This window comes from Billgrantia sp. C5P2 (assembly GCF_051062895.2).
Genome location: NZ_CM128542.1, coordinates 3,358,090 through 3,380,209, shown reverse-complemented (window position 1 = coordinate 3,380,209; position 22,120 = coordinate 3,358,090). Strand labels below are relative to the sequence as shown.

Annotated in this window: 15 protein-coding genes and 1 pseudogene; 8 read left to right on the top strand and 8 right to left on the bottom strand. The window is 62.5% G+C overall.

Features of this window, described 5'->3' with window-relative positions:
• The first annotated feature begins 17 nt into the window (after positions 1-17).
• On the top strand, positions 18-2,879 hold the full coding sequence (locus tag ACRWQA_RS15505) for an HD domain-containing protein (protein WP_434228142.1): 2,862 nt from the start codon (positions 18-20) through the stop codon (positions 2,877-2,879).
• A gap of 482 nt (positions 2,880-3,361) precedes the next feature.
• Here the strand turns inward: ACRWQA_RS15505 and nirD (ACRWQA_RS15500) are convergent.
• Both nirD (ACRWQA_RS15500) and ACRWQA_RS15495 read right to left on the bottom strand, forming a co-directional pair.
• Positions 3,362-3,589 (bottom strand): annotated as a pseudogene (gene nirD, locus ACRWQA_RS15500) (nitrite reductase small subunit NirD); the annotation flags it as partial.
• A 197-nt stretch (positions 3,590-3,786) separates the two neighbouring features.
• Entirely contained in the window at positions 3,787-3,987 is a 201-nt protein-coding gene (locus tag ACRWQA_RS15495; RefSeq protein ID WP_434228236.1) for a phage integrase N-terminal SAM-like domain-containing protein, read from the bottom strand.
• A 592-nt stretch (positions 3,988-4,579) separates the two neighbouring features.
• On the opposite strand from ACRWQA_RS15495, the gene ACRWQA_RS15490 reads away from it, so the two are divergent.
• From ACRWQA_RS15490 to ACRWQA_RS15480, 3 genes are all read left to right on the top strand, one after another.
• A complete protein-coding gene (locus ACRWQA_RS15490; RefSeq protein WP_434228140.1) occupies positions 4,580-4,963 on the top strand; it encodes a hypothetical protein in 384 nt (127 codons plus the stop codon).
• A gap of 69 nt (positions 4,964-5,032) precedes the next feature.
• On the top strand, positions 5,033-5,506 hold the full coding sequence (locus ACRWQA_RS15485; protein WP_434228138.1) for a hypothetical protein: 474 nt from the start codon (positions 5,033-5,035) through the stop codon (positions 5,504-5,506).
• Between the two features lie 746 nt (positions 5,507-6,252).
• Positions 6,253-6,738, top strand: coding sequence for a VOC family protein (locus ACRWQA_RS15480; RefSeq protein ID WP_434228137.1), 486 nt, complete (start codon positions 6,253-6,255; stop codon positions 6,736-6,738).
• 53 nt (positions 6,739-6,791) lie between these two features.
• Here the strand turns inward: ACRWQA_RS15480 and ACRWQA_RS15475 are convergent, their stop codons facing one another.
• The 6 genes from ACRWQA_RS15475 to ACRWQA_RS15450 all read right to left on the bottom strand — a co-directional run bounded on the left by ACRWQA_RS15475 (position 6,792) and on the right by ACRWQA_RS15450 (position 15,025).
• Positions 6,792-8,636: a monovalent cation:proton antiporter-2 (CPA2) family protein gene (locus tag ACRWQA_RS15475; RefSeq protein WP_434228135.1), complete on the bottom strand. Its 1,845-nt coding sequence runs from the start codon at positions 8,634-8,636 to the stop codon at positions 6,792-6,794.
• A gap of 157 nt (positions 8,637-8,793) precedes the next feature.
• On the bottom strand, positions 8,794-9,165 hold the full coding sequence (gene nirD / locus ACRWQA_RS15470) for a nitrite reductase small subunit NirD (RefSeq protein ID WP_434228134.1): 372 nt from the start codon (positions 9,163-9,165) through the stop codon (positions 8,794-8,796).
• A gap of 77 nt (positions 9,166-9,242) precedes the next feature.
• Positions 9,243-11,771: a nitrite reductase large subunit NirB gene (gene nirB / locus ACRWQA_RS15465; protein WP_434228132.1), complete on the bottom strand. Its 2,529-nt coding sequence runs from the start codon at positions 11,769-11,771 to the stop codon at positions 9,243-9,245.
• A complete protein-coding gene (locus ACRWQA_RS15460; protein ID WP_434228130.1) occupies positions 11,768-13,093 on the bottom strand; it encodes an NAD(P)/FAD-dependent oxidoreductase in 1,326 nt (441 codons plus the stop codon). The genes nirB and ACRWQA_RS15460 overlap by 4 nt, the downstream gene beginning before the upstream one ends.
• Before the next feature lie 274 nt (positions 13,094-13,367).
• Positions 13,368-14,408, bottom strand: coding sequence for a CmpA/NrtA family ABC transporter substrate-binding protein (locus ACRWQA_RS15455; protein WP_434228128.1), 1,041 nt, complete (start codon positions 14,406-14,408; stop codon positions 13,368-13,370).
• Positions 14,405-15,025, bottom strand: a complete 621-nt coding sequence (locus tag ACRWQA_RS15450) for an ANTAR domain-containing response regulator (protein WP_434228126.1) — start codon at positions 15,023-15,025, stop codon at positions 14,405-14,407. The genes ACRWQA_RS15455 and ACRWQA_RS15450 overlap by 4 nt, the downstream gene beginning before the upstream one ends.
• A 422-nt stretch (positions 15,026-15,447) precedes the next feature.
• On the opposite strand from ACRWQA_RS15450, the gene ACRWQA_RS15445 reads away from it, so the two are divergent.
• The 4 genes from ACRWQA_RS15445 (at position 15,448) to ACRWQA_RS15430 (ending at position 22,049) form a co-directional block, all read left to right on the top strand.
• Positions 15,448-18,192: a nitrate reductase gene (locus ACRWQA_RS15445; protein ID WP_434228125.1), complete on the top strand. Its 2,745-nt coding sequence runs from the start codon at positions 15,448-15,450 to the stop codon at positions 18,190-18,192.
• The gene (gene cobA, locus ACRWQA_RS15440; protein ID WP_263583031.1) at positions 18,152-19,084 is read left to right on the top strand and encodes a uroporphyrinogen-III C-methyltransferase; all 933 of its coding nucleotides are present in this window, start codon (positions 18,152-18,154) and stop codon (positions 19,082-19,084) included. Before ACRWQA_RS15445 ends, cobA begins: the two co-directional genes overlap by 41 nt.
• 417 nt (positions 19,085-19,501) lie before the next feature.
• Positions 19,502-20,311, top strand: a complete 810-nt coding sequence (locus tag ACRWQA_RS15435; protein WP_263583032.1) for a formate/nitrite transporter family protein — start codon at positions 19,502-19,504, stop codon at positions 20,309-20,311.
• A 1-nt stretch (position 20,312) separates the two neighbouring features.
• Positions 20,313-22,049, top strand: a complete 1,737-nt coding sequence (locus ACRWQA_RS15430) for a bifunctional protein-serine/threonine kinase/phosphatase (RefSeq protein WP_434228123.1) — start codon at positions 20,313-20,315, stop codon at positions 22,047-22,049.
• The last annotated feature ends 71 nt before the right edge of the window (positions 22,050-22,120 follow it).

Below are 22,120 nucleotides of genomic sequence, written 5' to 3'. Positions count from 1 at the left end.
TTTAAGAGGGTTAGGTTTTGCTTTCTAATTTTAATTTGCCTAATAAGCTTGCCGAAAGATTGAATAATGAGCACGGTCTTGCTGGGCCTGTGTATATAGCGTTGAAAACTGCGCGACCTTGGTTTTATGATAATAAGCTCGCCTTTTTTCCAGGTTATACTGACCATGGTCTTGACCATGTGAATCAAGTTCTGTCATCAGCAGAAGCCTTGATTTCGGACGAGGCATGGGCTCATGTTACGCCGCAAGATTGCGCATTACTAGTATATGCAGCGCTTTTGCATGATTGTGCTATGCATCTCTCGCCCGATGGCTTTGCGTCTCTTCTTAAGGAAGGGGGCCAGCAGCCACGTTCGACTTTCACTTCAGAAGATCCGCCGTGGTCAGTCTTATGGAATGATTTTCTAACGTCTGCACTACGTATGGATAGTAGGCGGCTGCAAAGCATTTTTGGAAGTATAGAACCACCTCGAAAGCCACCACTTTCCGCTTTGGAGCAGACCGATCGTGACCGGCTGCTGATAGGTGAGTTCTTGCGGAGGCATCATGCGCGTTTAGCACATGAAATTGCTATTGCTGGAGTGCCTGGTCCGGATGGTAGAAGTCTGATGTTTGAGATGCCGTCACCGCAATTTGCAGACCTAGCTGGATTTGTGGCGAGAAGCCATAATTTAAGCTTACGCACTGCAGTAGATATGCTCCCAAATCCGCGTCGGCGAGTATACAACAATGCGCATGTGCCATTTGTAATGGCATTGCTTCGAGTTGCTGACTACGTACAGATACAAGCTTCTCGTGCTCCTGGGGAAGTATTGGAAATTCGAAGCTTAGAGAGCCCCGTTTCGAGAGCAGAATGGAATAAACATCATGCTGTAAGTGATGTGCATCGTGCTCATGATGATCCCGAAGCACTTTACGTTGAGGTTGAACCATCCAATGTGCGCGCTTTTATAGGTGTTAAAGATTTGCTTCAAGATATTCAGTCGGAGCTAGATGCTACTTGGGCAGTGCTTGGGGAGGTTTATGGGCAGCATAAAGATCTGCGCGATCTAGGATTGGCGATTAGACGCATTCGATCAAATATTGAGATTCCTGAGAAATATGCCACCGAAAGTTCTATTTCTTATATTCCGAAGAAGTTAAGGTTTCGTGCTTCTGATGTGGAAATGCTGAACTTGATGGTTGCGCCATTATACGGCGACTGGCCTGCTGTTGGAATTAGGGAGTTAATCCAAAATGCTGTGGATGCGTGCCGTGAGCGGGCTGATGCGGAAAGAATGTTAGGCCTCGAATCTCATGTCGATAAAAGGGAAGCTGATGTTATAGTGCGCCTTGATGAAAAGAATGGGCAAGGATGGCTCCATGTTGAAGATAAAGGCGTTGGGATGTCGTTAGAAATTGTAGAGAACTACTTCCTAAAAATTGGTTCTTCATTTAGAAGTAGTGATATTTGGAAGGCAAAGCATACGGACGATCAGGGGCGCTCACGTGTGTTGCGAACGGGGCGTTTTGGAGTGGGGGTGCTGGCTGCTTTTCTGCTTGGAGATGAGGTTACAGTTACCACGCGACATATGCATGCTTCTGATGAGGAAGGGCTGGAGTTTAAATGTAGGTTGGAAGATGATTTAATAGAGGTTCGCCGAGTTAAGGCTAAAGTTGGTACTCTAGTAAAGGTCGCTATAAGGGATCCGAAGGTTCTGAAGAAGTTATGCAGCATTCCCGAGGGAAATGAGCATGGCTACCGTAGCGAGGAGTGGGAGTGGGACTGGTTTTGGCAAGGTTGGCCAAGAGTGGAAAGCTTTTTACCTGGTGATGCTCAGCCCTTAGATAGACCTCCGGCAGTGCCTGATCCTCTTGAGGCTCTGCCAGAGGGTTGGTTTAGGATTAGTGCTCCAGGGTATGAAGATGTAATTTGGACCTATGAGCATTTACAGCGTGGTAGATGCTGGTCAAGATATTGGATTTCGGGACCCAATATTATATGTAATGGTATAGAAATCAAGGGTGGTCGAAGAGTTTACGGGCCTGCCTACCCAGCAGAGTTAGAAATCGCCCATAGCCCCTCGATATGTGTAGATAAGCCTCGCCTGATAATATACGATCCTCAGGGTCTATTTCCACTGAATTTGCAGCGTTCATCTTTGGTTAGGGTTCCGGATTTTCATGATTTGCTCGTTGGTTCTGTTGCGTTACATTATGCGCGTGCGTTGAAAAATAAGAGTGAGGATTTGCTTTTCCCAGACAAAGAGTCCCTTGCCGAAATGTGTTCTTTTAGACTAGAAGGAAAGCATGATAAGGATAGGGAGTCTCACTCTGTTTGCATTCGCACCAAAAAAGGATGGGTGCCGTTTGATACAGGAATATTATTAGAAGATTTAAATGGTGAGATAATTGTTCTCGATCCTGCCGATACAGCAAGTGACAGGGGGTTGTGGCGTTGTCCTTCATTGCGTGTCTTTGAGCGGAACTATCTTGTTACTGATGGTGTGCGTTTAAGTAAAGTTGGTCGTGGGTTTTGGCTTTCATCGATACTTGGCCTCTTTAGTGAAGAGAGTGAGAGTAGGCGGAGTCTGTGGCAATTACCAGCGGAAGGTGGGGTGCTTTTTATTAGGGAGAAAGACAGGCAGGATCTTAGCATGCGCGGACAGATTCCAAAATATTTGTGGAATAATATGGATGTGTTGTGGACTAAGGGAGGGTGGTCTCTTTTAGTTGGGGGTAAGGAAGTGGAGATTGATGAGGACTGGAGTTCTTTAAGCAAAGAAATGGATCGCTCAGGTTGTTTTGGTGTGGCTTTTGTTCGTTTGGCTAATGCTCTTGATGAATCTTATGATTTGTCGCCTTTTGCACAAGCCTGGAGGAGTTTGGAGGTGGGTTAATTGTTTTTGATAAGTGCTCTTAATGGAGTTATATCGAGGAATTCGGCTTCAGTTTTGAAATTAAAATCGCCGACTCTCCGACCACCTGCGGCTCGCGGCCGGATGAGCGTGGGCCACTAATCTGAGGATATTTGGTGCGACAAGGGTCGACGGGCCACTCTGGCGGTGCTCATCGACTGCTGCAACGCGAGAAATCATCGGATGGTGTTATCGGACAATGGCAACAGCAAAACGGCCGAAGCCGCTTTGGAGGAGGCTCTGAGCATCGATTTGGTGCCTTAGGCCGAACCATGAGCCTCTGCGCTGAGGTCCGATAGCCGATGGTGCAGAACAATCGGCAGCACGCGAACGTGGCTACGTGCCGCCAGTGTACTGGGTGTTATGTCGTCTTTTTCTGGCCGTTAGCTTTAACTTTTGCAGCCTATCTAAAGCCTCAGGGCCACAAGTCACCGGCGGCTCCCCTATCCCTCGCTAGTATCCCTTCAGACTGCGACCCACACGTCGTCGCCCTTGAAGCTCACCTTCCAGGTGCGCAGCGTTATGCTGTCGTCTTCCAGGCACTGGCCGTCTTCCAGGCGGAAGTGTTGCTTGTAGATCGGCGAGGCGGCGACGAGCTGGCCCTTGAGGTCGCCGACGATGCCGCGGGCGATGACGTTGGCGTTGGAGAAGGGGTCATGGTGGTCCAGGGCGTAGAGTGCCAGTTCGTGGCCAAGGTGCCAGCGTCCGACGACTTTTTTTCAAGATTCGGCAACGTATGCCGATGATTCATTTAGCAATGATGTTTTGCAGACCGGTCTTTAATGTTATCCCGGTAGTGGCATGTCGACGGTCTGTGGCCGAGAAGGGGCTGGTGAACAGCACTCCTGGCGGTAGCGTGCCTGAATGACTCGTTATTCTTTACCCAGCTTCAGCGTGTGGCTCTGCGTGGCGGCTGCCACATGGCGTTCAACCGCAAGGTGCTCCAAGAAGCACGTACCTCGGCGCTTCCCATGCTGGAAGGATGGCGCACGCCATGGAAGCAAATGAAGTAGCATATCCAGCAGCAGTAGGTTTTCTCGTTACGTGGGCTGTAGCGCTTCACTCGCATGGTAGCCTTCACCCAGTCCATCATCCTTGACGGTCTGCTATGCGTATCCATACGGCAGCTCCCTCGTAATGTGGGCATATATACAGTATTATTGGTGCCGGCAAAACGAACAAGCGAGCGAGTTGCACGTAAATGGCCGAGTTATATTATGTTGGTGGCAACAATAGGTAGGAGAGAAGAAAACACGCTAGATAATATTGTTGAACGAGCAAGGGAGTTCGTCCAATATCAGGATGTGCAGTCAAGCACTGCTAGGTCAAAGGGGAGGGTTCAAGGTGTCATGAGAGTGGGTGGGACGGCAGCTCAATCAACCTTGTGTATCAATCGCACCAGGAAGAAACAAGTCGCCGTTCGGTGAGTTCAACTCTCATCGACGGTAAGGAAATCACTATCAACTCAACTCAAGCGCAAACAGAGGAGAACCGTATGAAAAAGACTCTTTTCATGCTAAGTCTGAAGTTAAAGTGGGTTGTTGGGTTGTCTGTCCTTACTTCGCTAGGCGTGTGCGGTGTATGCCTCACCCAGCCTCATGACACTTTGGCTTAACAATTCGTCCAAGCCGACCCGCTTCACGGCTCGGCTTAATTCAGGCTTTAGGCCGGGAGTGGGAAGCATGGTTGATCAACTTCAAGAAGTGGCGGCAGCGCTGTTTCTCTCAGTCCTAAAGGTCAGCGCCGACCATCAGGGCACGTTTCGGCTACTTGTCACCTCCAAGATTGATGGTGAGGAAAAACCACTCCTCGTCGTGGGTAATGCGCATGGACAGGTAGAGGATGGACACGCGATTGCCATCCTTAATCCGACCGAGGAGCTTGCCTCATCTGGCAAGGTCGCTGCCGGGACGGCTTATCCCTCTGATCTTCTCAAGGAGATCGTTGCCGGCCAGTGTGACGCTATGGTTGAGCTTTGGATTGACGCTTATAAGAACGATAGGGTCAGCCGCATTGAGGGGTATGCCAGTAGGTCGCCTCAAACCGCTCGCTTCAAGATCAGGTAGTCCGATCTAACAATCATTCAAGCCGTCGCTGCTTCGCGGCTTAATTCTGATGTTAGCGGGATGAAAGATATGCCAGCAGTATTCGCAACTGTACTCTCGTTGGCCAGCGCTGTAGTCGTAGCCTTTCTCGCTCATTGGCTGGCTGACCGGCGTACACGCGGCAGTGAACTGGCCACTATGCGGCTAAAGGCGTATGGAGACTTCCTTCAAGCCGCATCTCGATTGGTCGCGGCCCGCCGTCTAGGCAGGAAGAATGATGAGCTGGAAGAGCTTGCCGCCTTAAACGACGCCAAGGCCCGCATCTGTGTCTGCGCGGAAGCTACCGTAGTTGAAGCGCTAGCTGAATTCTGGCTCGCTGGAGGAACACTAGAGCGCGAGCAAGAGATCCTCGCTTTCAAGCGCCTTTGCGTCGCGATGAGGGAGAGCCTCGGTAACCGCCGGAATGACATCGCCATGCTCCGGTTGTCCGATACTCTGTTTCGGTTGGAGCCGTCAGTGTTTTCATTCCGCGCGGATAGAATGGGCAATGCGGCGACCGACTAACGTTAGGAATCAAAATGGTTTTAAAACAGGATGGGAGCCCGTTTTGGCAAAAGGAAGAAGTCAATTTGTCGGCGCAGCTGGCCATTACTACGTGTCCTACGCCCTTGCACGTCGCGGTATACATGCAAGCCTGACCGTCGGCAACGCTCCGGCAGTAGATGTGATTGCGGCAAAAGCCGACGGGTCGCGAAGCATCTCCATACAGGTGAAGACGTCTCGGAATGCGTATCGCCACAGGCGTTACGGCAGGGAGGGGTGCGAGTGGGACGTTGGAGCCGGAGCGATTGGTAAGCACAGTCCACAGTTTTGGTATGCCTTGGTTGACCTCCGGGGGAATAAGGAGCTGCAGCCGCGCGTGTTTATTGTGCCTTCGCTTTGGGTTGCGGAGTTTGTATTACCATCGTTTGCTCGAAAGGTGTTTTTCTTACCCTCTACCGCCTGGGACGTGACTGAAGAGCGCTGGGATACGCTTGTGGCGTCTCTCAATGGTGCGCCTCAGACCAATGAGCTCGCCACGAGTTGGCCCGAGGAAAAGCTCGTCCGGTGGGGAAGGAAAGCCGCAGCTGTGGCCCCGGAACAGGAGCTTGATGCGGTATGACAAGGGGAATCCTAACCATGTGCTGCAGCCGACGGCTTCGCCGCGGCTGAGTTGATGCGTTAGCCACCGCCACCGCTGTCGATTTCAGCCAGCTCCGTTCGACGTTAGGTTGCCATCCAAAGCAATCACCCACAGAACGGAGCTGATCATGAAGCACATGGCAAAGAATACGATCTGCCTTTGGTACGATGACGCCGCTGAGGAAGCCGCGCGATTTTATGCCGAGACGTTCCCCGATTCCTCGCTCGACGCGGTGCACCGGGCCCCTGGTGATTTTCCGTCGGGTCAGGAGGGAAGCGTCCTGACGGTTGAGTTCACCGTACTAGGCGTTGCGTGCCTCGGGCTGAACGGCGGGCCTATGTTCAAGCACAGCGAGGCGTTCTCGTTTCAGGTGGCGACCGAAGACCAGGAGGAGACGGATCGCTACTGGAACGCCATCGTCGGCAATGGCGGACAAGAGAGCGAATGCGGGTGGTGCAAGGACAAGTGGGGCATCTCGTGGCAGATTACGCCGGTTGCGCTGACGAAAGCCTTCACCAGCCCTGACCGCGCCGCCGCCAAGCGGGCCTTCGATGCCATGATGACGATGCAGAAAATCGACATCGCCAAGATCGAGGCCGCCTTTCGCGGTTGAGATGAGAACAGGCTTATCCAAAGCCGCCGACGCTACCCAGCGTCGGCGGGTGATCAGGCATTGTCCCTCGGTGGGGTCCAAGCCGGTGCTTCGTCCACGGTTCGCCGTGCGTTCTCCTGCATGGCGTGCCCCAACGACTCCTCGAGCTTCATGAACAACTCCCCGTAGCGCGGGCTGAAGTGGATGCCTTCTTCGATATTGCGCCAGGCGTCGAACAGTTGGTCTTCGTGGGCTTTTTCACTGGCAATAAAGGAGTCGGTCATCCGGCGGGCGCGTTGTGGGTGGACGCCCAGGGCGGTGAGGGCCTCGCCACCGAGTTCCAGGGCGGAGTAATAGGTTTCGCTCACCACGTCGTCGGCACCGGCTTCGCGCAATTCATAACCATGGCCGCGGTCGAAGGCGCGAGCCAGTATCCAGACCTCCGGGTAAAGCTGTTTGACATGGCGCACCAGGCTCACGGCCCGGTCGCGGTCATCGATGGCGACGACCAGCAGGCGCGCCTCGGCAATGCCGGCGGTTTCCAGCAGTTCGACGCGGGTGGCGTCGCCAAAGTAGCTTTTCAGTTGGATGCGGCGCAGATTTTCGATCTGATCCAGGGCATGATCCAGGGCGACGCTGGGAATGTTGTTGGCTCGAAGCAAACGACAGACGATCTGCCCGAAGCGGCCGACCCCAGCCACGATCACCGGGGCCCGCTCTTCTATCTCATCCGGCTCCGCTTCTTCATTGGTTGCCTTTTGATAGCGCGGCAGCACCACCCGGTCATAGACAATGAACAACAGCGGCGTCAGGAACATGGACAGGGCCACTACCAGTGACAGCACCTGGGCGGTGTCCGCCGGAATCACCCGGCTCTGGGTGCTGTAGGTCAGCAGGACAAACCCGAACTCACCGGCCTGGGCCAGCCCGAGGGTGAACAGCCAGCCTTCGCTGTCGCGGATGCCGAATGCGAAGGCCAGGCCAACCAGAATCAGCGCCTTGCCCACGATAACCGCCAGGGCGAGAAGAAGGACCGTATCCCAGGCATCCGCCAGCACCCCGAAATTGATCCCCGCGCCCACGGTAATGAAGAACAGCCCCAGCAGCAGCCCCTTGAACGGTTCGATATTGGCTTCCAGCTCGTGCCGGAATTCGCTGTTGGCCAGGACCACGCCGGCCAGGAAAGCGCCTAGCGCCGGCGACAGGTTCACCAGGCTCATGAGCGCCGCGATGCCGATAATCAGCATCAGGGACGTGGCGGTGAACACTTCCCGCATGCCGGACTGCACCACGTAGCGGAACAGCGGCCGGCTCAGGTAATAGCCGCAGACAATCACCAGCATGATCGCGCCGACAACCACCAGTCCATGCGCCCAGCCCGGCAGGTTCTCAACCAGGCTGAGACTGCTGTGTCCATGCTCTGTGGCGGTGCCGGAAATTCCCGGTACGACCAGCAGCGGGATGATGGCCAGCATGGGAATCACCGCAATGTCCTGGAAAAGCAGCACTGAGAAGGTGCTTCGGCCGCCTTCGGTTTTGACCAGACCCTTTTCGTTCAATGTCTGCAGGACGATCGCGGTTGAGGACAGGGAGAAGAGAAACCCCACCGCCACGGCTGTTTGCCAGCGCAGGCCCAGGGACCAGGCAAAACAGGTGGCGGCGGCTGCGGTTAGTGTGACCTGCAGGCCGCCGAGACCGAGCAGACGGACCCGCATGGCCCAGAGGGTTTTGGGGTCAAGCTCCATCCCCACCAGGAACAGCATCATTACCACGCCGAACTCGGCAAAATGCTGAACGGTAACGGTCTCCTGACCCACCAGTCCGGTCACCGGCCCTATGACCACACCGGCCACCAGGTAACCGAGTACCGACCCCAGCCCGAACCGCTTGGCCAGTGGCACCGCGATCACCGCCGCCACCAGGTAAATAAACGCCTGAACAAAGTAGTCTGTCATCAGAGTAGTCAGTCATGTCCGTGGGCCGAAAATCAGATATTCGGTCCGTCACCGACATGAGTCAAAGCCGCCGACGCTTTTCCCCAGCGTCGGCGGCTTTTTCTTTTCTAAGGTCGAAACCTCAGGCCTCGATCCACACCTCGTCGCCCTTGAAGCTCACCTTCCAGGTGCGCAGCTGCACGCTGTCGTCTTCCAGGCATTGGCCGTCTTCCAGGCGGAAGTGCTGCTTGTAGATCGGCGAGGCGACGACGAGCTGGCCCTTGAGGTCGCCGACGATGCCGCGGGCGATGACGTTGGCGTTGGAGAAGGGGTCGTGGTGATCCAGGGCGTAGAGCTCTTGTTTATGACCAGGAAGGTAGAAGATGGCTACCTGGGCGGGGCCTTCCGGGGTTTCCACCCAGGCGGCGACGCCGGAGAAGGGCACCAGGTCGGCGCGGGTGCAGAGGGTTTGCCAGGTCTGGGTCATGGTCTTCGCCGCAATTGCTGAACTCATTCAGGGTGTCTCCATTTTCTTATCTGTCACTGGCGAGCGAGATGAAGCGGGCGGCGCGCTGGGCGCCGCCATGATCCTTATGCAGGTCTAAGTTGGCCGCGCTCAGTGGTATAGATAATGTCGGGGTCCGGGCGCGCGTCGTTGACGAAGCTGCGGAAGCGCTTGAGCTTCTCCGGGTCGCTGATGGCGTTGGCCCATTCGCACTCGTAGGTATCGATCACGGCCTGCATCTGCCGGTCGAGTTCTTCGCCGATGCCGAGGCTGTCCTCGAGGATCACCTGCTTGAGGTAGTCCAGGCCGCCTTCGAGGTTCTCGCGCCATACCGAGGTGCGCTGCAGGCGGTCGGCGGTGCGGATGTAGAACATCAGGAAGCGGTCGATGATGCGGTAGAGCTGTTCGTCGTCGAGGTCGGTGGCGAACAGTTCGGCGTGGCGCGGGCGCATGCCGCCGTTGCCGCACACGTACAGGTTCCAGCCGTTCTCGGTGGCGATCACGCCGATGTCCTTGCTCTGGGCTTCTGCGCACTCGCGGGTGCAGCCGGAAACGCCGAACTTGATCTTGTGCGGCGCGCGCAGGCCCTTGTAGCGGTGCTCCAGTTGGATCGCCATGCCCACGCTGTCCTGTACGCCGTAGCGACACCAGGTGCTGCCCACGCAGGACTTCACCGTACGCAGCGACTTGCCGTAGGCGTGGCCGGTCTCGAAGCCGGCTTCGATCAGCTCGCCCCAGATCGCCGGCAGGTCTTCCAGGCGGGCGCCGAACAGGTCAATGCGCTGGCCGCCAGTCACCTTGGTGTAGAGTTCGTACTTCTGCGCCACCTGGCCCAGCACCACCAGCTTGTCGGGGGTGATCTCACCGCCCGGCACGCGGGGAACGACGGAGTAGGTGCCGTTCTTCTGCATGTTGGCCATGAAGGTGTCGTTGGTGTCCTGCAGCGGGATGTGGGCTGCGTCGGTGATCGGCTCGTTGAAGCACGAGGCCAGGATCGAAGCCACTGCCGGCTTGCAGATGTCGCAGCCGAGGCCGTGACCCACCTTGGAACCATGCTTCTCCATCAGCTCGCTGAAGGTCTTGATGCCCTCCACCCGCACGATGTCGTAGAGCTCCTGGCGGGTGTAGTGGAAGTGCTCGCAGATCGACTTGTCGACCTCCACGCCGCGGCTCTCGAGTTCATGGTCCACCAGGGTCTTGAGCAGGGCGGCGCAGCCGCCGCAGCCGGTGCTGGCCTTGGTCGCGCCCTTCACCGCGCCGAGGTCCACGGCGCCGGCGTCGATCGAGGCGCACACGTCGCCCTTGGTGACGTTGTGGCACGAGCAGATCATCGCCGTTTCCGGCAGGGCGTCCGGCCCCAGGGCGGGGGCGGCTTCGCCACCGGCGGGCAGGATCAGCGCGGCCGGGTCCTCGGGCAGGTCGATGCGGTTGGCGTAGTACTGGTGCAGGGTGTCGTAGTAGCTGTTGTCGCCCACTAGCATGGCGCCCACCACGCGCTTGCCGTCGCTGGAGACCACCAGCTTGCGGTACTGCTGCTTGATGGGGTCGAGGAAGCGGTACTGCCGCGCGCCGGGAGTGCGGTCGCCGTGGGCATCGCCGATGGAGCCCACGTCGACGCCCATCAGCTTGAGCTTGGTGCTCATGTCGGCGCCGGCGAAGGTCGTGCCGGCGCTTTCGCCGGGCGAAGCCAGCAGCGTGGAGGCGGCGGCCTTGGCCATCTGGTAGCCGGGGGCGACCAGGCCGAAGATGCTGTTGTTCCACAGCGCGACCTCGCCAACGGCGAGAATCGCCGGGTCGCTGGTCAGGCAGTTGTCGTCGATCACCACGCCGCCGCGCTCGCCGATCTCCAGGCCGCAGTCGCGGGCCAGTTCGTCGCGGGGGCGAATGCCGGCGGAGAAGACGATGAGGTCGGTCTCCAGCACTTTCTCGTCCTGGAACACCATGCGGTGGCGGCTGGCCTCGCCGTCGACGATCTCCTGGGTGGCACGGCCGGTGAGTACCTGGACGCCGAGCGCCTCGATCTTCTCGCGCAGCAGTTCGCCGCCTTCGCTGTCGACCTGCATCGGCATCAGGCGCGGGGCGAATTCCACCACGGCGGTGTCGAGGTTGAGCCCGCGCAGGGCGTTGGCGGCTTCCAGGCCGAGCAGGCCGCCGCCCACCACCACGCCGGTGGTGGCGGTCTCGGCGGCTTCGCGGATGGCGTCGAGGTCTTCCAGGGTGCGGTAGACCAGGCAGCCTTCACGCTCGTTGCCAGGTATCGGCGGTACGAAGGGGTAGGAACCGGTGGCCAGCACCAGGCGGTCGTAGGCGTAGCGGCCCTGTGGCGTCACCACTTCGCCCTTGTCGCGGTCGATCTCGGTGACCGCCTCGTGCAGGCGCAGCTCGATGCCGTGCTCGGCGTAGTACTCGGCGGTGGAGAGTGCCAGCGAGGCGGCGTCGCGGCCGCTGAAATACTCGGAGAGGTGCACGCGGTCGTAGGCCAGGTGGCGCTCCTCGCCGAACACGGTGACTTCATAGCGCTGCGTGGCGCCCTGTTCGACCAGTTGCTCGACCAGGTGGTGGCCGACCATGCCGTTGCCGATGACGATCAGTTGCGGTTTAGCGGGCGTGTTCATGCGGCCTCCTTCGCGGGGCTTTGCGGTGATTCATTTAGTGCATCGTCGAGCAGGAGTTGAGCGTCGGCGGCGCCGAGCAACAGGGCCGGGCGGCAGGGGGCCAGGTCGCGGCCTGCCAGGGCCTGCTCGAAGTACCAGGGGCCGGAGGCGGTGTCGCCGTAGAGCACGGCGCCTTCCAGGCGGCCGTCGCGCAGCAGCAGGCGGCGGTAGTCGCCCTGCTGGGGGTCGCGATAGCTGAGCACCTCGTGACCCGGCTCGGGGTCGGTGGGGCCGAAGGCGTAGAGCGAAACGCCGCTGACCTTGAGCTTGGTGGCACAGGGCTTATCGACATAGCGTGCTTCGCCGTAACCGGTGCTGGGCTTGCCGCAGAGACAATCGGCCAGTACTTCGACCTGGCGCCAGATCGGCTCGACCAGGCCGTAGAGGTTGCCGTGGTGCTCGCAGCATTCGCCCAGGGCGTGGATCGAGGGGTCGGAAGTGGTCAGCCACTCGTCGACGACCACGCCGCGGTTGACGTCGAGCCCGACGCTGCGGGCAAGCGCCGAGTTGGGCACGATGCCGATGGCCACCACGACGCAGTCGGCGGCGAGCCGGGTGCCGTCGGCCAGATGCGCGGCGCACACCTGGCCGTCGGCGCCGGCTTCCAGACGCTCGAGCTGGGCATCGGTATGAATGTCGAGCCCACGGCCGCGTAGCTCGTTCTCGAGCAGGCGCGCGGCGGTGAGGTCGAGCTGGCGGTTCATCAGGCGGTCGTCGCGCTGCAGCAGGCTTACCTGCATGCCGCGCTTGCCCTGTCCTCGTTTACGTAACCCTTCGGCCGCTTCCAGGCCGAGCAGGCCGCCGCCGATCACCACGGCACTGCCGCCTTGTTCGGCTGCGCGTGCCAAGGCATCGGCGTCGCCGAGGTCGCGGAAGACGTGAACGCCCGGCAGGTCCAGCCCCGGTACCGGCGGGCGGGCCGGGTTGGAGCCGGTGGCCAGTACCAGGCGGTCGTAGTCGAGTTCACGGCCGGCATCGGTGGTCAGGCGCCGCGCGGTGCGGTCGATGTTCTCCACGCGCTCGCCCAGCACCAGTTCGATGCCCTGTTCGGCGTACCACTCGGCGTTGCGCAGGGTCAGGGCCTCTCGCTCCATCTCGCCGGCGAGTAGCGGCGAGAGCAGGATGCGGTTGTAGGCCGGTGTCGTTTCGGCGCCGATCACGGTGATCCGTGCGGGCCGCTCGGGCCGGGCGAGGAGCGCTTCGACCAGGCGATGGCCGGCCATGCCGTTGCCGACGATGACCAGATGTTCGCTGGGTGCCGTTGCGGGATGTCGCTGGCGCATGGCTGACAGCTCCTCTCGATGCTGGGGTAAAACTGAGTGACGGGGTCAAAACGCAACGACGCCTCGGCGCGGCCCCTATCGATCTGGAATCGAATCGGGAAGCGCAGAGACGTCGTTGTCGAATATGTGTCGGCGATCGCCATTGATCGCCTCACTCAGAACAGTTCAAGAACCCGGCCAGAATGCCCAAAGGGAGCTAATTTCATTTAAAGAACATGGGGTTGGGGTTCAGCAAGGCGACCGGCTGGAGCTTGGCTCCCGCCGGTCGTGCACATCAGTGGTGCGTTGCGGCATCGAAATGCACAGGGCTGTAGCAAGCCGCCAGCAGCGCCGGGTCGAAGCGTCCACCCGCTTCTTCCAGTTGTTTGACGATGGGCGCGGCGAAGTGCAGGGCGGCTTGCGGCGTGGGGCGCAGCACGTCCGGGCCGCAAAGCTGCTGGTGGATGGGCGCTTCGTCGTGAGCGAGGGTCTGCAGGTGTCGAACCGAGCGGTCGAGATAGGGCGGCAGGGCCAGCCATTCGAGCGCCTTGCGGCGGTGTTCGGGCGAGGCGTAAAGCCACTCGCCGGCATCGCGCAGGGCACGCAACAGGGCGGCCAGCGTGGCTGGGTAGCGCTGCGCCCATGAGCGCGTCACACCGAGGACCTTTTCCGGGTGGTTGGGCCATAGCTGGGCGCCGGTGGTCACCAGCCGGCCCACCTCGCAATGGCGGGCCAGGGTGCCCCAGGGCTCGCCGGCACAGAAACCATCGATCTGCCCGTCGCGCAGGGCTTCCACCATGCGCGGCGGCGGCAGGGCGACGAGTTCCACGTCGCGGTCGGGGGCGATGTCGCCCAAGGTGAGCCATTCGCGCAGCTGATAGTGCTGGCAGGAGTAGGGGTAGACCATGGCCAGGCGCGGGCGCTTGCCGCTGCCCTGGCCGCGCAGCCAGTTGCCCAGCGCCAGGGCGCTGTCGGCCGGGTCGCTGGCAAGCGTCGCACCGCTGGCCTGGCTCAGCGACGTGGAGAGCGTGATGGTGTTGCCGTTGCGCGAGAGCAGCGCCGGTGCAAGCGTCTCGCAGGGCGCGCGACCCAGCCCCAGGCTCATGGCCAGCGGCATGGGGGCGAGCATCTGGGCGCCGTCGAGCAGGCCGGCGGCGACCTTGTCGCGCAGGGTGGCCCAGGCGTTCTCCCGCGACAGGCTGACGTCCAGCCCCTGGGCGGTGAAGCAGCCTCGTTCGCGGGCGACGATCAGCAGGGCGGCATCGAGCAGCGGGACGAACCCGAGGGTGATGCGCTCGAGTTCCGGCGAGTTGGCGTGGTGTTGCGGGTGGCTCATGAGCGGGATCCCCGTGGTTCGGAGGGCACTGTCGGGTTCAGGCGGGCGAGAATGTCGATGACGCTGTCGGCGACCTCGGCGATGCGCTGGCCGCGGTCCATGGCGAGCTTGCGCAGCATGCGGTATGCCTGCTCCTCGTCGCAGTCCTGGTGCTTCATCAGCAGGCCCTTGGCGCGCTCGATGCGCTTGCGCTCGGTCAGCTGGTTGCGTGCCTTGTCCAGCTCCTGGCGCATGCTCTGGAAGGCGTCGAAGCGGGCGATGGCCACCTCGATGATGGCCTCGACCCGCTCTGGCACCAGGCCGTCGACCACGTAGGCGCTGACGCCGGACTTGAGCGCGGCCTGCAGCATGTCGGAGTCGTGCTGGTCGGCGAAGAACACCACCGGGCGCGGGTTCTCGCGGTTGAGCAGTGCCATGCTTTCCAGCGTGTCGCGGTCGGGGCTCTCCATGTCGATGATCACCACGTCGGGCTGGTGGCGTTCGACCATCTCGTTGAGGCTGGCCGGGCTCGCCAGCCGGCAGATGACCCGGTGCCCTTCGGCCATCAATGCTTCTTCGACCATGGCGGCGCGTACCACCTCGTCGTCGACCAGCAGGATGTTCAGGGGTGATGGCATAGTGGCGTCGCTCGTGTCGGGCTAAGGCTCCATCCCTTGCCTAGCAAGAACCATTCCAAATATGGCTTCCCGCCCGCCTGGCGCTGCCTCGCGAAGGGTGGCCCTGGGGCGGTTGCTGCGTCGCATCGCTCAGATTGGCATTCAGGCACCAGTCTGGTGCAACGCGGGCACTGGCCCTGCCGGTTCATGGTGCGCTGCCGCATGAGGAAGGCGGCCGGCATGCGGCCATGGAAGAGGCATCTGCCTGAAACGGTCGCGTTATACGCCGCATGGCACGTTTCCTGCTTGATAGGCATCAAGTAAATTCAAAGGGAGCGCACCGTTCAGCGCCCCAAGCGGCAACGACGCCCGCCAACCGCCACCCCTTGGGATGGCCGTTGGCGGGCGTCGTCGTTTCGCGAACGACGAGACAGGAGATGGACATGCGCGAGGCCCGAACCACTTGCCCCTACTGTGGCGTCGGCTGTGGCGTGCTGGCCAGCGTCGACAACGGCGAGATCGTCGACGTACAGGGCGACCCGGAGCATCCGGCCAACTTCGGCCGGCTGTGTGTGAAGGGCTCGGCCCTGCACGAGACGCTGGGCCACCATGGCCGCCTGACCCGGCCCCGGGTCGATGGCGTCGAGGTGGACTGGGAGACGGCGCTGGCCACGGTGGCCGAGCGGCTCACGGCGGTGCGGGCCACCCGCGGCTCCCAGGCGGTCGCCGCCTACCTTTCGGGGCAGCTGCTGACCGAGGATTATTACGTCGCCAACAAGCTGTTCAAGGGCTTTCTCGGCACGCCGCACCTGGATACCAATTCGCGGCTGTGCATGGCCTCGGCCGTGGCTGCCCACAAGCGCGCCTTCGGCGCCGATGCCGTGCCGTGCAGCTACGAGGACCTGGAAGAGGCCGAGCTGGTGGTACTGGTGGGCTCCAACCTGGCCTGGAACCACCCGGTGCTCTACCAGCGGCTCAAGGTGGCCAAGCAGCGCAACCCGCTGCTGCGGGTGGTGGTGATCGACCCACGGGTCACCGACACCTGCGAGATCGCCGACCTCTACCTGGGGCTCAGGCCGGGCAGCGATGCCCGCCTGTTCACCGGGCTGCTGGCGTGGATGGCCAAGCGCAACAAGCTCGACCGGGTCTACCTGGAAGCCCATGTCCAGGGTTTCGACGAGGCGCTGGCCGCGGCGCGGGAGCAGGATGCCGGTGTGGAAGCCATCGCCGCGGACTGCGATGTCGATGCCGAGCGCCTGGAAACCTTCTTCTACTGGTTCGCCACCCACCTGCACGTGGTCACGCTGTTCTCCCAGGGCGTGAACCAGTCCACCAGCGGCACCGACAAGGGCAATGCCATCATCAACTGTCACCTGGCGGGCGGCAAGATCGGCCTGCCCGGGGCCGGGCCGTTCTCGATCACCGGGCAGCCCAACGCCATGGGCGGGCGCGAGGTGGGCGGGCTGGCCAACCAGTTGGCCGCGCACATGGACTACGACACCCCCGGCGCGCGGGATCGCGTCACGCGGTTCTGGGCCACCGAGCGGCTGGTGCCGTCGCTGCCCGATGGCCCCGGCCACAAGGCGGTGGCGCTGTTCGAGGCGATCGAGCGCGGCGAGGTGCAGGCGTTGTGGATCATGGCCACCAACCCGGCCGTGAGCCTGCCGCGAGCAGACCGGGTGCGTGCGGCACTCGAGAAGTGCCCGCTGGTGATCGTCTCCGAGTGCATGGCCGACGCCGACCTGCTGGCCTATGCCGATATCGTGCTGCCGGCCTCGAGCTGGTCGGAGAAGGACGGCACCGTGACCAACTCCGAGCGGCGCATATCGCGCCAGCGCGGCATCCTGCCGCCACCGGGGGAGGCGCGCCACGACTGGTGGATCGTCTGCGAGGTGGCCAAGCGGCTGGGTTTCGGCGAGGCCTTCGACTACAGCCATCCCGGCGAGATCTTCGACGAGCACGCCAGGCTCTCGGGCTTCGAGAACGGTGAAGGCCCCGGCGAGGGCCGTCGGCTGTTCGACATTTCCGGCCTGGTCGGGCTCGACCGCGCCGCCTACGACGCCCTGGCGCCGATCCAGTGGCCGGTGAACGCCGCCGCCCCCCACGGCACCGCCCGGCTGTTCACCGATGGCCGCTTCGCCACGCCGGACGGCCTCGCGCGGATGCTGCCGGTACGCCCGCGCCCGCCGGCCCAGGCACTGGACGTCGCGCGGCCGCTGCGGCTCAATACCGGGCGCATTCGCGACCAGTGGCACACCATGACCCGTACCGGGCGAGCGCCGCGGCTGATGAACCACCGTGCCGAGCCGTTCATCGAGATCGCCCCGGAAGATGCCGCCGAGCTGGGCGTGGAAGAGCATACGCTGGCCCGGCTGAACGGCGCCGGCGGCAGCTACATCGGCCGAGTGCGGGTGACGCGCGGGCAGCGCCGCGGCGAGGTGTTCGTGCCGATGCACTGGAGCGACCACTTCAGCGGGTCGGCACGCATGGGCGGGTTGCTCGAGGCACACCTGGACCCGATCTCCGGCCAGCCGGAGTCCAAACACGGCGCAGTGGCGCTGGAGCCGCTGCAACTGGGCTGGGAGGCCACCCTGCTGGTGGCCGACGACCTGGGCGTGGCGGAAGCGGCCTGGTGCGACGAGAGCCACTACTGGGCGCGCATTCCCCTGGGTGACTGCCAGCGCTGGCAGCTGGCCGGCGGTGAGCCGGAAGCGCTTCGTGATTGGCTGGCCTGGCTGGAAGCTGAGCTGCCGGTGGCACCCACGCTGTGGTGCACCGACCCCGCCAGCGGCCGCCTGCGCGCCGCAGGGGTCGATGAGGCGGGCCGCCTGCGCTGGTGGTTCATGACGGGGGCGCCCAGGGAACTGCCCAACTTGAGCTGGCTGGCCGCGCGCTTCGCTGAGGCTGCCAACGGGGAAGGGCTGGCACCGCCGCATCGTCGGCGCCTGCTGGCCGGCTGCGACGACGGTGCCGTCAACCAGGGGCCGGTGGTCTGCAGCTGCCATCAGGTGGGCCAACGCGCTATCCTAGGGGCCATACGCGAAGGCGACGACAGCGTCGAGGCGCTGGGCGCCCGGCTGGCCTGTGGCACCCAGTGCGGAAGCTGCATTCCCGAGCTGAAATCGCTTATCGAAGAGGAGAAGGCCCATGCGAGCGCTGAGCCACTTGAAGACAATGCTGTCGCCTGAGCTGCTGCAGGCCGCCTTCTCGCGGCTGCACGGCCTGGGGCATATCGTGCGCTCGCCGTTCGGGCGATCCACCCGCGTTGCCGCGCCGACCGTGACCCTGGACGGCGATTGCCATGCCGGCCGCGTCTACCTGGTGGGGGCGGGCAGCGGTGACGTCGAGCTGCTGACGCTCAAGGCCGCCCGCCTGCTGCAGCAGGCCGACGCGGTGGTCTACGACCGCCTGGTGGGCGACGACGTGCTGGCGCTGATTCCCGCCGGCCACGAGCGCTACTATGTGGGCAAGGAGCGCGGCCACCACAGCGTGCCCCAGGCCGAGATCGGCGCGCTGCTGGTGAAGCTGGCGGGGCAGGGCAAGTCGGTGGTGCGCCTCAAGGGCGGCGACCCCGGCGTGTTCGGGCGCATGGGCGAGGAGCTCGCTGCGCTGGCCGAGGCCGGCGTGGAGGCCGAGATCGTACCGGGCATTACCGCCGCCTCGGCGGCGGCGGCCGGCATGGGCATTCCGCTTACCGACCGCGCCCACGCCCAGCAGTTGCGCTTCATCACCGCCCAGCTGTGCCGCAAGGATGGCGAGCCCGACTGGGCCACCCTGGCGCGCCAGGACGAGACGCTGATCTTCTATATGGGCCTGACCAAGGTCGATGCCATCTGCACCGGGCTGCGTCGCGCCGGGCTACCCGACGACTGGCCGATCATGCTGGTGGCCAACGCCAGCCTGCCCGAGCAGGCCTCGCTGGTCGGCACCCTGGCCGACATGCCTGAACAGCTCGCCGCCAAGCCGCTGCCCTCACCCTGCCTGATCGTGGTCGGCAGCGTGGTGCGCATGGTCGCGACCAGCCCGGCCGCGGCGGCGTCTATCCAGGGCGAGCAGGGCGAGGGCCACACGCCGCGCTGAGCCGTGCATTATCTTGTCTTGGAAAGGCGCGACGTTGCGCTGCACCAAGAGTGAGCGACGGCGCCCCGGGATGCACCGACGTGGCCGATCTCGCCGGGGCGTAGCGCCTCTCTGACCGGCGGTCGCCGAATACCGATGGCTGGCGGCATCGCCTGAAACCCTCCGCGGTTGCCTTCTGGTGGCTTATTTCTCGGAGTCGTCAATGGATTGGCACGTAACGTGCTTGTTCATGACAGGGCTCTGCTGCCAATGCAGGCGGGCCGGCGGGTTCAACGACGATCCCGCTGCCCGGCTACGCAGGCCCACGACAACGCGACGAACACAGGCAAAGGCGCCTGAAGCTCCAGAGCTTCAGGCGCCTTTGCGTTTGTCGCGCCAGTTACGACACGGAGAAACGCCTCGAGCGTCGAGAACACTATGTCCTATCTGCTTCCTTCGGAATTCGCGACCAAGATGGTGGACGCCGGCGAGTCCAAGCTCCACATGGCCACCCGGGACGTCCTGATTCGCGCCTTCATGGCCGGGGCCATCCTGGCCCTGGCCGCCGTGTTCGCCGTCACCATCACGGTGCAGTCCGGTTCGGCCATCCTCGGCGCCGCGCTGTTCCCGGTCGGCTTCTGCATGCTCTACCTGATGGGCTTCGACCTGCTGACCGGCGTGTTCGTGCTCACGCCGCTGGCCTGGCTGGACCGGCGCCCCGGCGTCACCATCGAGAGGATCCTGATCCACTGGGGCAAGGTCTTCTGCGGTAACCTGGCCGGCGCCCTGACGGTGGCGGTGCTGATGGCGATCGTCTTCACCTACGGCTTCGCCACGCCGCCGGACGAGGTGGGACAGAAGATCGCCGGTATCGGCCATGCCCGTACCGTGGGCTACAAGGAGTTCGGCGCGGCGGGCATGCTGACCATCCTGATCCGCGGCATCCTGTGCAACTGGATGGTCTCGCTCGGCGTGGTCGGGGCGATGATCTCGACCACGGTGGGCGGCAAGGTGATCGCCATGTGGATGCCGATCATGGTGTTCTTCTTCATGGGCTTCGAGCACTCCATCGTCAACATGTTCCTGTTCCCCTCGGCGCTGATGATGGGCGGCGACTTCTCGATCGCGGATTACCTGATCTGGAACGAGATCCCCGTGGTGGTGGGCAACCTGATCGGCGGGCTGTCGCTGACCGGGCTGACGCTCTACGCCACCCACGTGCGCACGGCGCCGCTGCGCGATATCTGAGATGTCGGCTTTCGAACCCGGCCGAACGTTGCAGGTGTCGCTGGGCCAGTGCTCGGAGGCGGGGCGCAAGGCGGTCAACCAGGACTTCCACGGCGCCTACGTGCCCCGCGAACCGCAGCTTTCGAGCAAGGGCATCGTGGTGGCGCTGGCCGATGGCATCAGCAGCAGCGAAGTGAGCCGGGTCGCCAGCGAAGCCGCGGTGAAAGGGTTCATCGAGGATTACTACTCCACCGCCGAAAGCTGGACGGTGAAGACCTCGGCGCAGCGGGTACTGGTGGCGACCAACTCCTGGCTGCACGCCCAGACCCGGCGCAGCGAATACCGCTGGGACAAGGACCGCGGCTACGTCTGCACCTTCACCGCGCTGGTGTTGCGCTCCGCCACGGCGCACGTTTTCCACGTCGGCGATGCGCGGCTCTATCGGCTTGTCGGTGGCAGCCTGGAGCCGCTGACCCGTGAGCACCGCGCCTGGGTGGCTCCCGACAGAAGCTATCTCAGCCGGGCGATGGGTGTCAGCGAGCAGCTCGAGATCGACTACCTGGCGTTGCCCGTCGCGGCGGGTGAGATCTTCCTGCTGATGACCGACGGCGTCCACGAGCACGCCGGCGAGGCGGCCATGCTGGCGGCGCTGGCCGAGCACGAAGACGACCTGGACGCCGCTGCCGCCGCCATCGTGCAGGAGGCCTACGCCCAGGGCAGCGACGACAACCTGACGGTGCAGGTGGTGCGGGTCGAGCAAGCACCACCGCCAGGGGCCGGCGAGGTCGCCTCGGGGGCGGTGTCGCTGCCGTTTCCGCCGGCCCTCGCGCCGCGCATGGCGCTGGAGGGGTATCGCATCGTCAGGCAGCTCCATGCCAGCCACCGCAGCCACGCCTACCTGGCGGTGGACGAAGCCAGCGATGAGCGGGTGGTGATCAAGACGCTGTCCACCGAGCTCCAGCAGGACCCCGCCCAGGTGGAACGCTTCCTGATGGAGGAGTGGATCGGCCGGCGCATCGACAGCGCGCATGTCGTCAAGCCGCACCGCTCGGAGCGTCGTCGCCAATATCTCTACAGCGTGACGGAGTACATCGAGGGGCAGACCCTGGCCCAGTGGCTGCGCGACCATCCGCGCCCGGCCCTGGAGACGGTGCGCGGCCTCGTCGAGCAGTTGGCACGGGGGCTACGCGCCTTCCATCGCCTGGAGATGGTGCATCAGGACCTGCGGCCGCATAACGTGATGATCGATGCCACCGGCACGGTGAAGATCATCGACCTGGGGTCGGTGCGCGTGGGTGGACTGGTCGAGTCTGCTTCGGCGCAAACGGGGCAGGTGCCGCTGGGTACGCTGGCGTACACCGCGCCGGAGTGCTTCCTGGGCGAGCCGGCCACGCCACGCTCGGACCTGTACTCGCTGGCCGTGATCGCCTATCAGCTGCTTACCGGGGAGCTTCCCTACGGGACCCAGGTGGCCCAGGCGCGTACCCGCGCGGCGCAGCGGCGATTGAGCTATCGCTCCGCGCTGGCCGCCAACCGCGAACTCCCGGCCTGGGTCGACGAGGTACTCAGGAAGGCGCTGCACCCCATGCCCGAGAAGCGCTTCGATGCGCTGTCGGAGTTCGTGCACGAGCTGCGCCAGCCGAGCCGCGAATTCCTCGCCCGGACCCGCCCGCCACTGATCGACCGCGACCCCGTGCTGTTCTGGAAGGGCGTGGCCGCACTGCTGGCACTGCTCGTGCTCGTGCTGCTGCTCGAGTGAGTCTCGGCATCTGCTAGGCTGAATCTGCAAGGCGCCAGGATTGGCGCGACGCGGCAGTTGCCGCAGCAGGC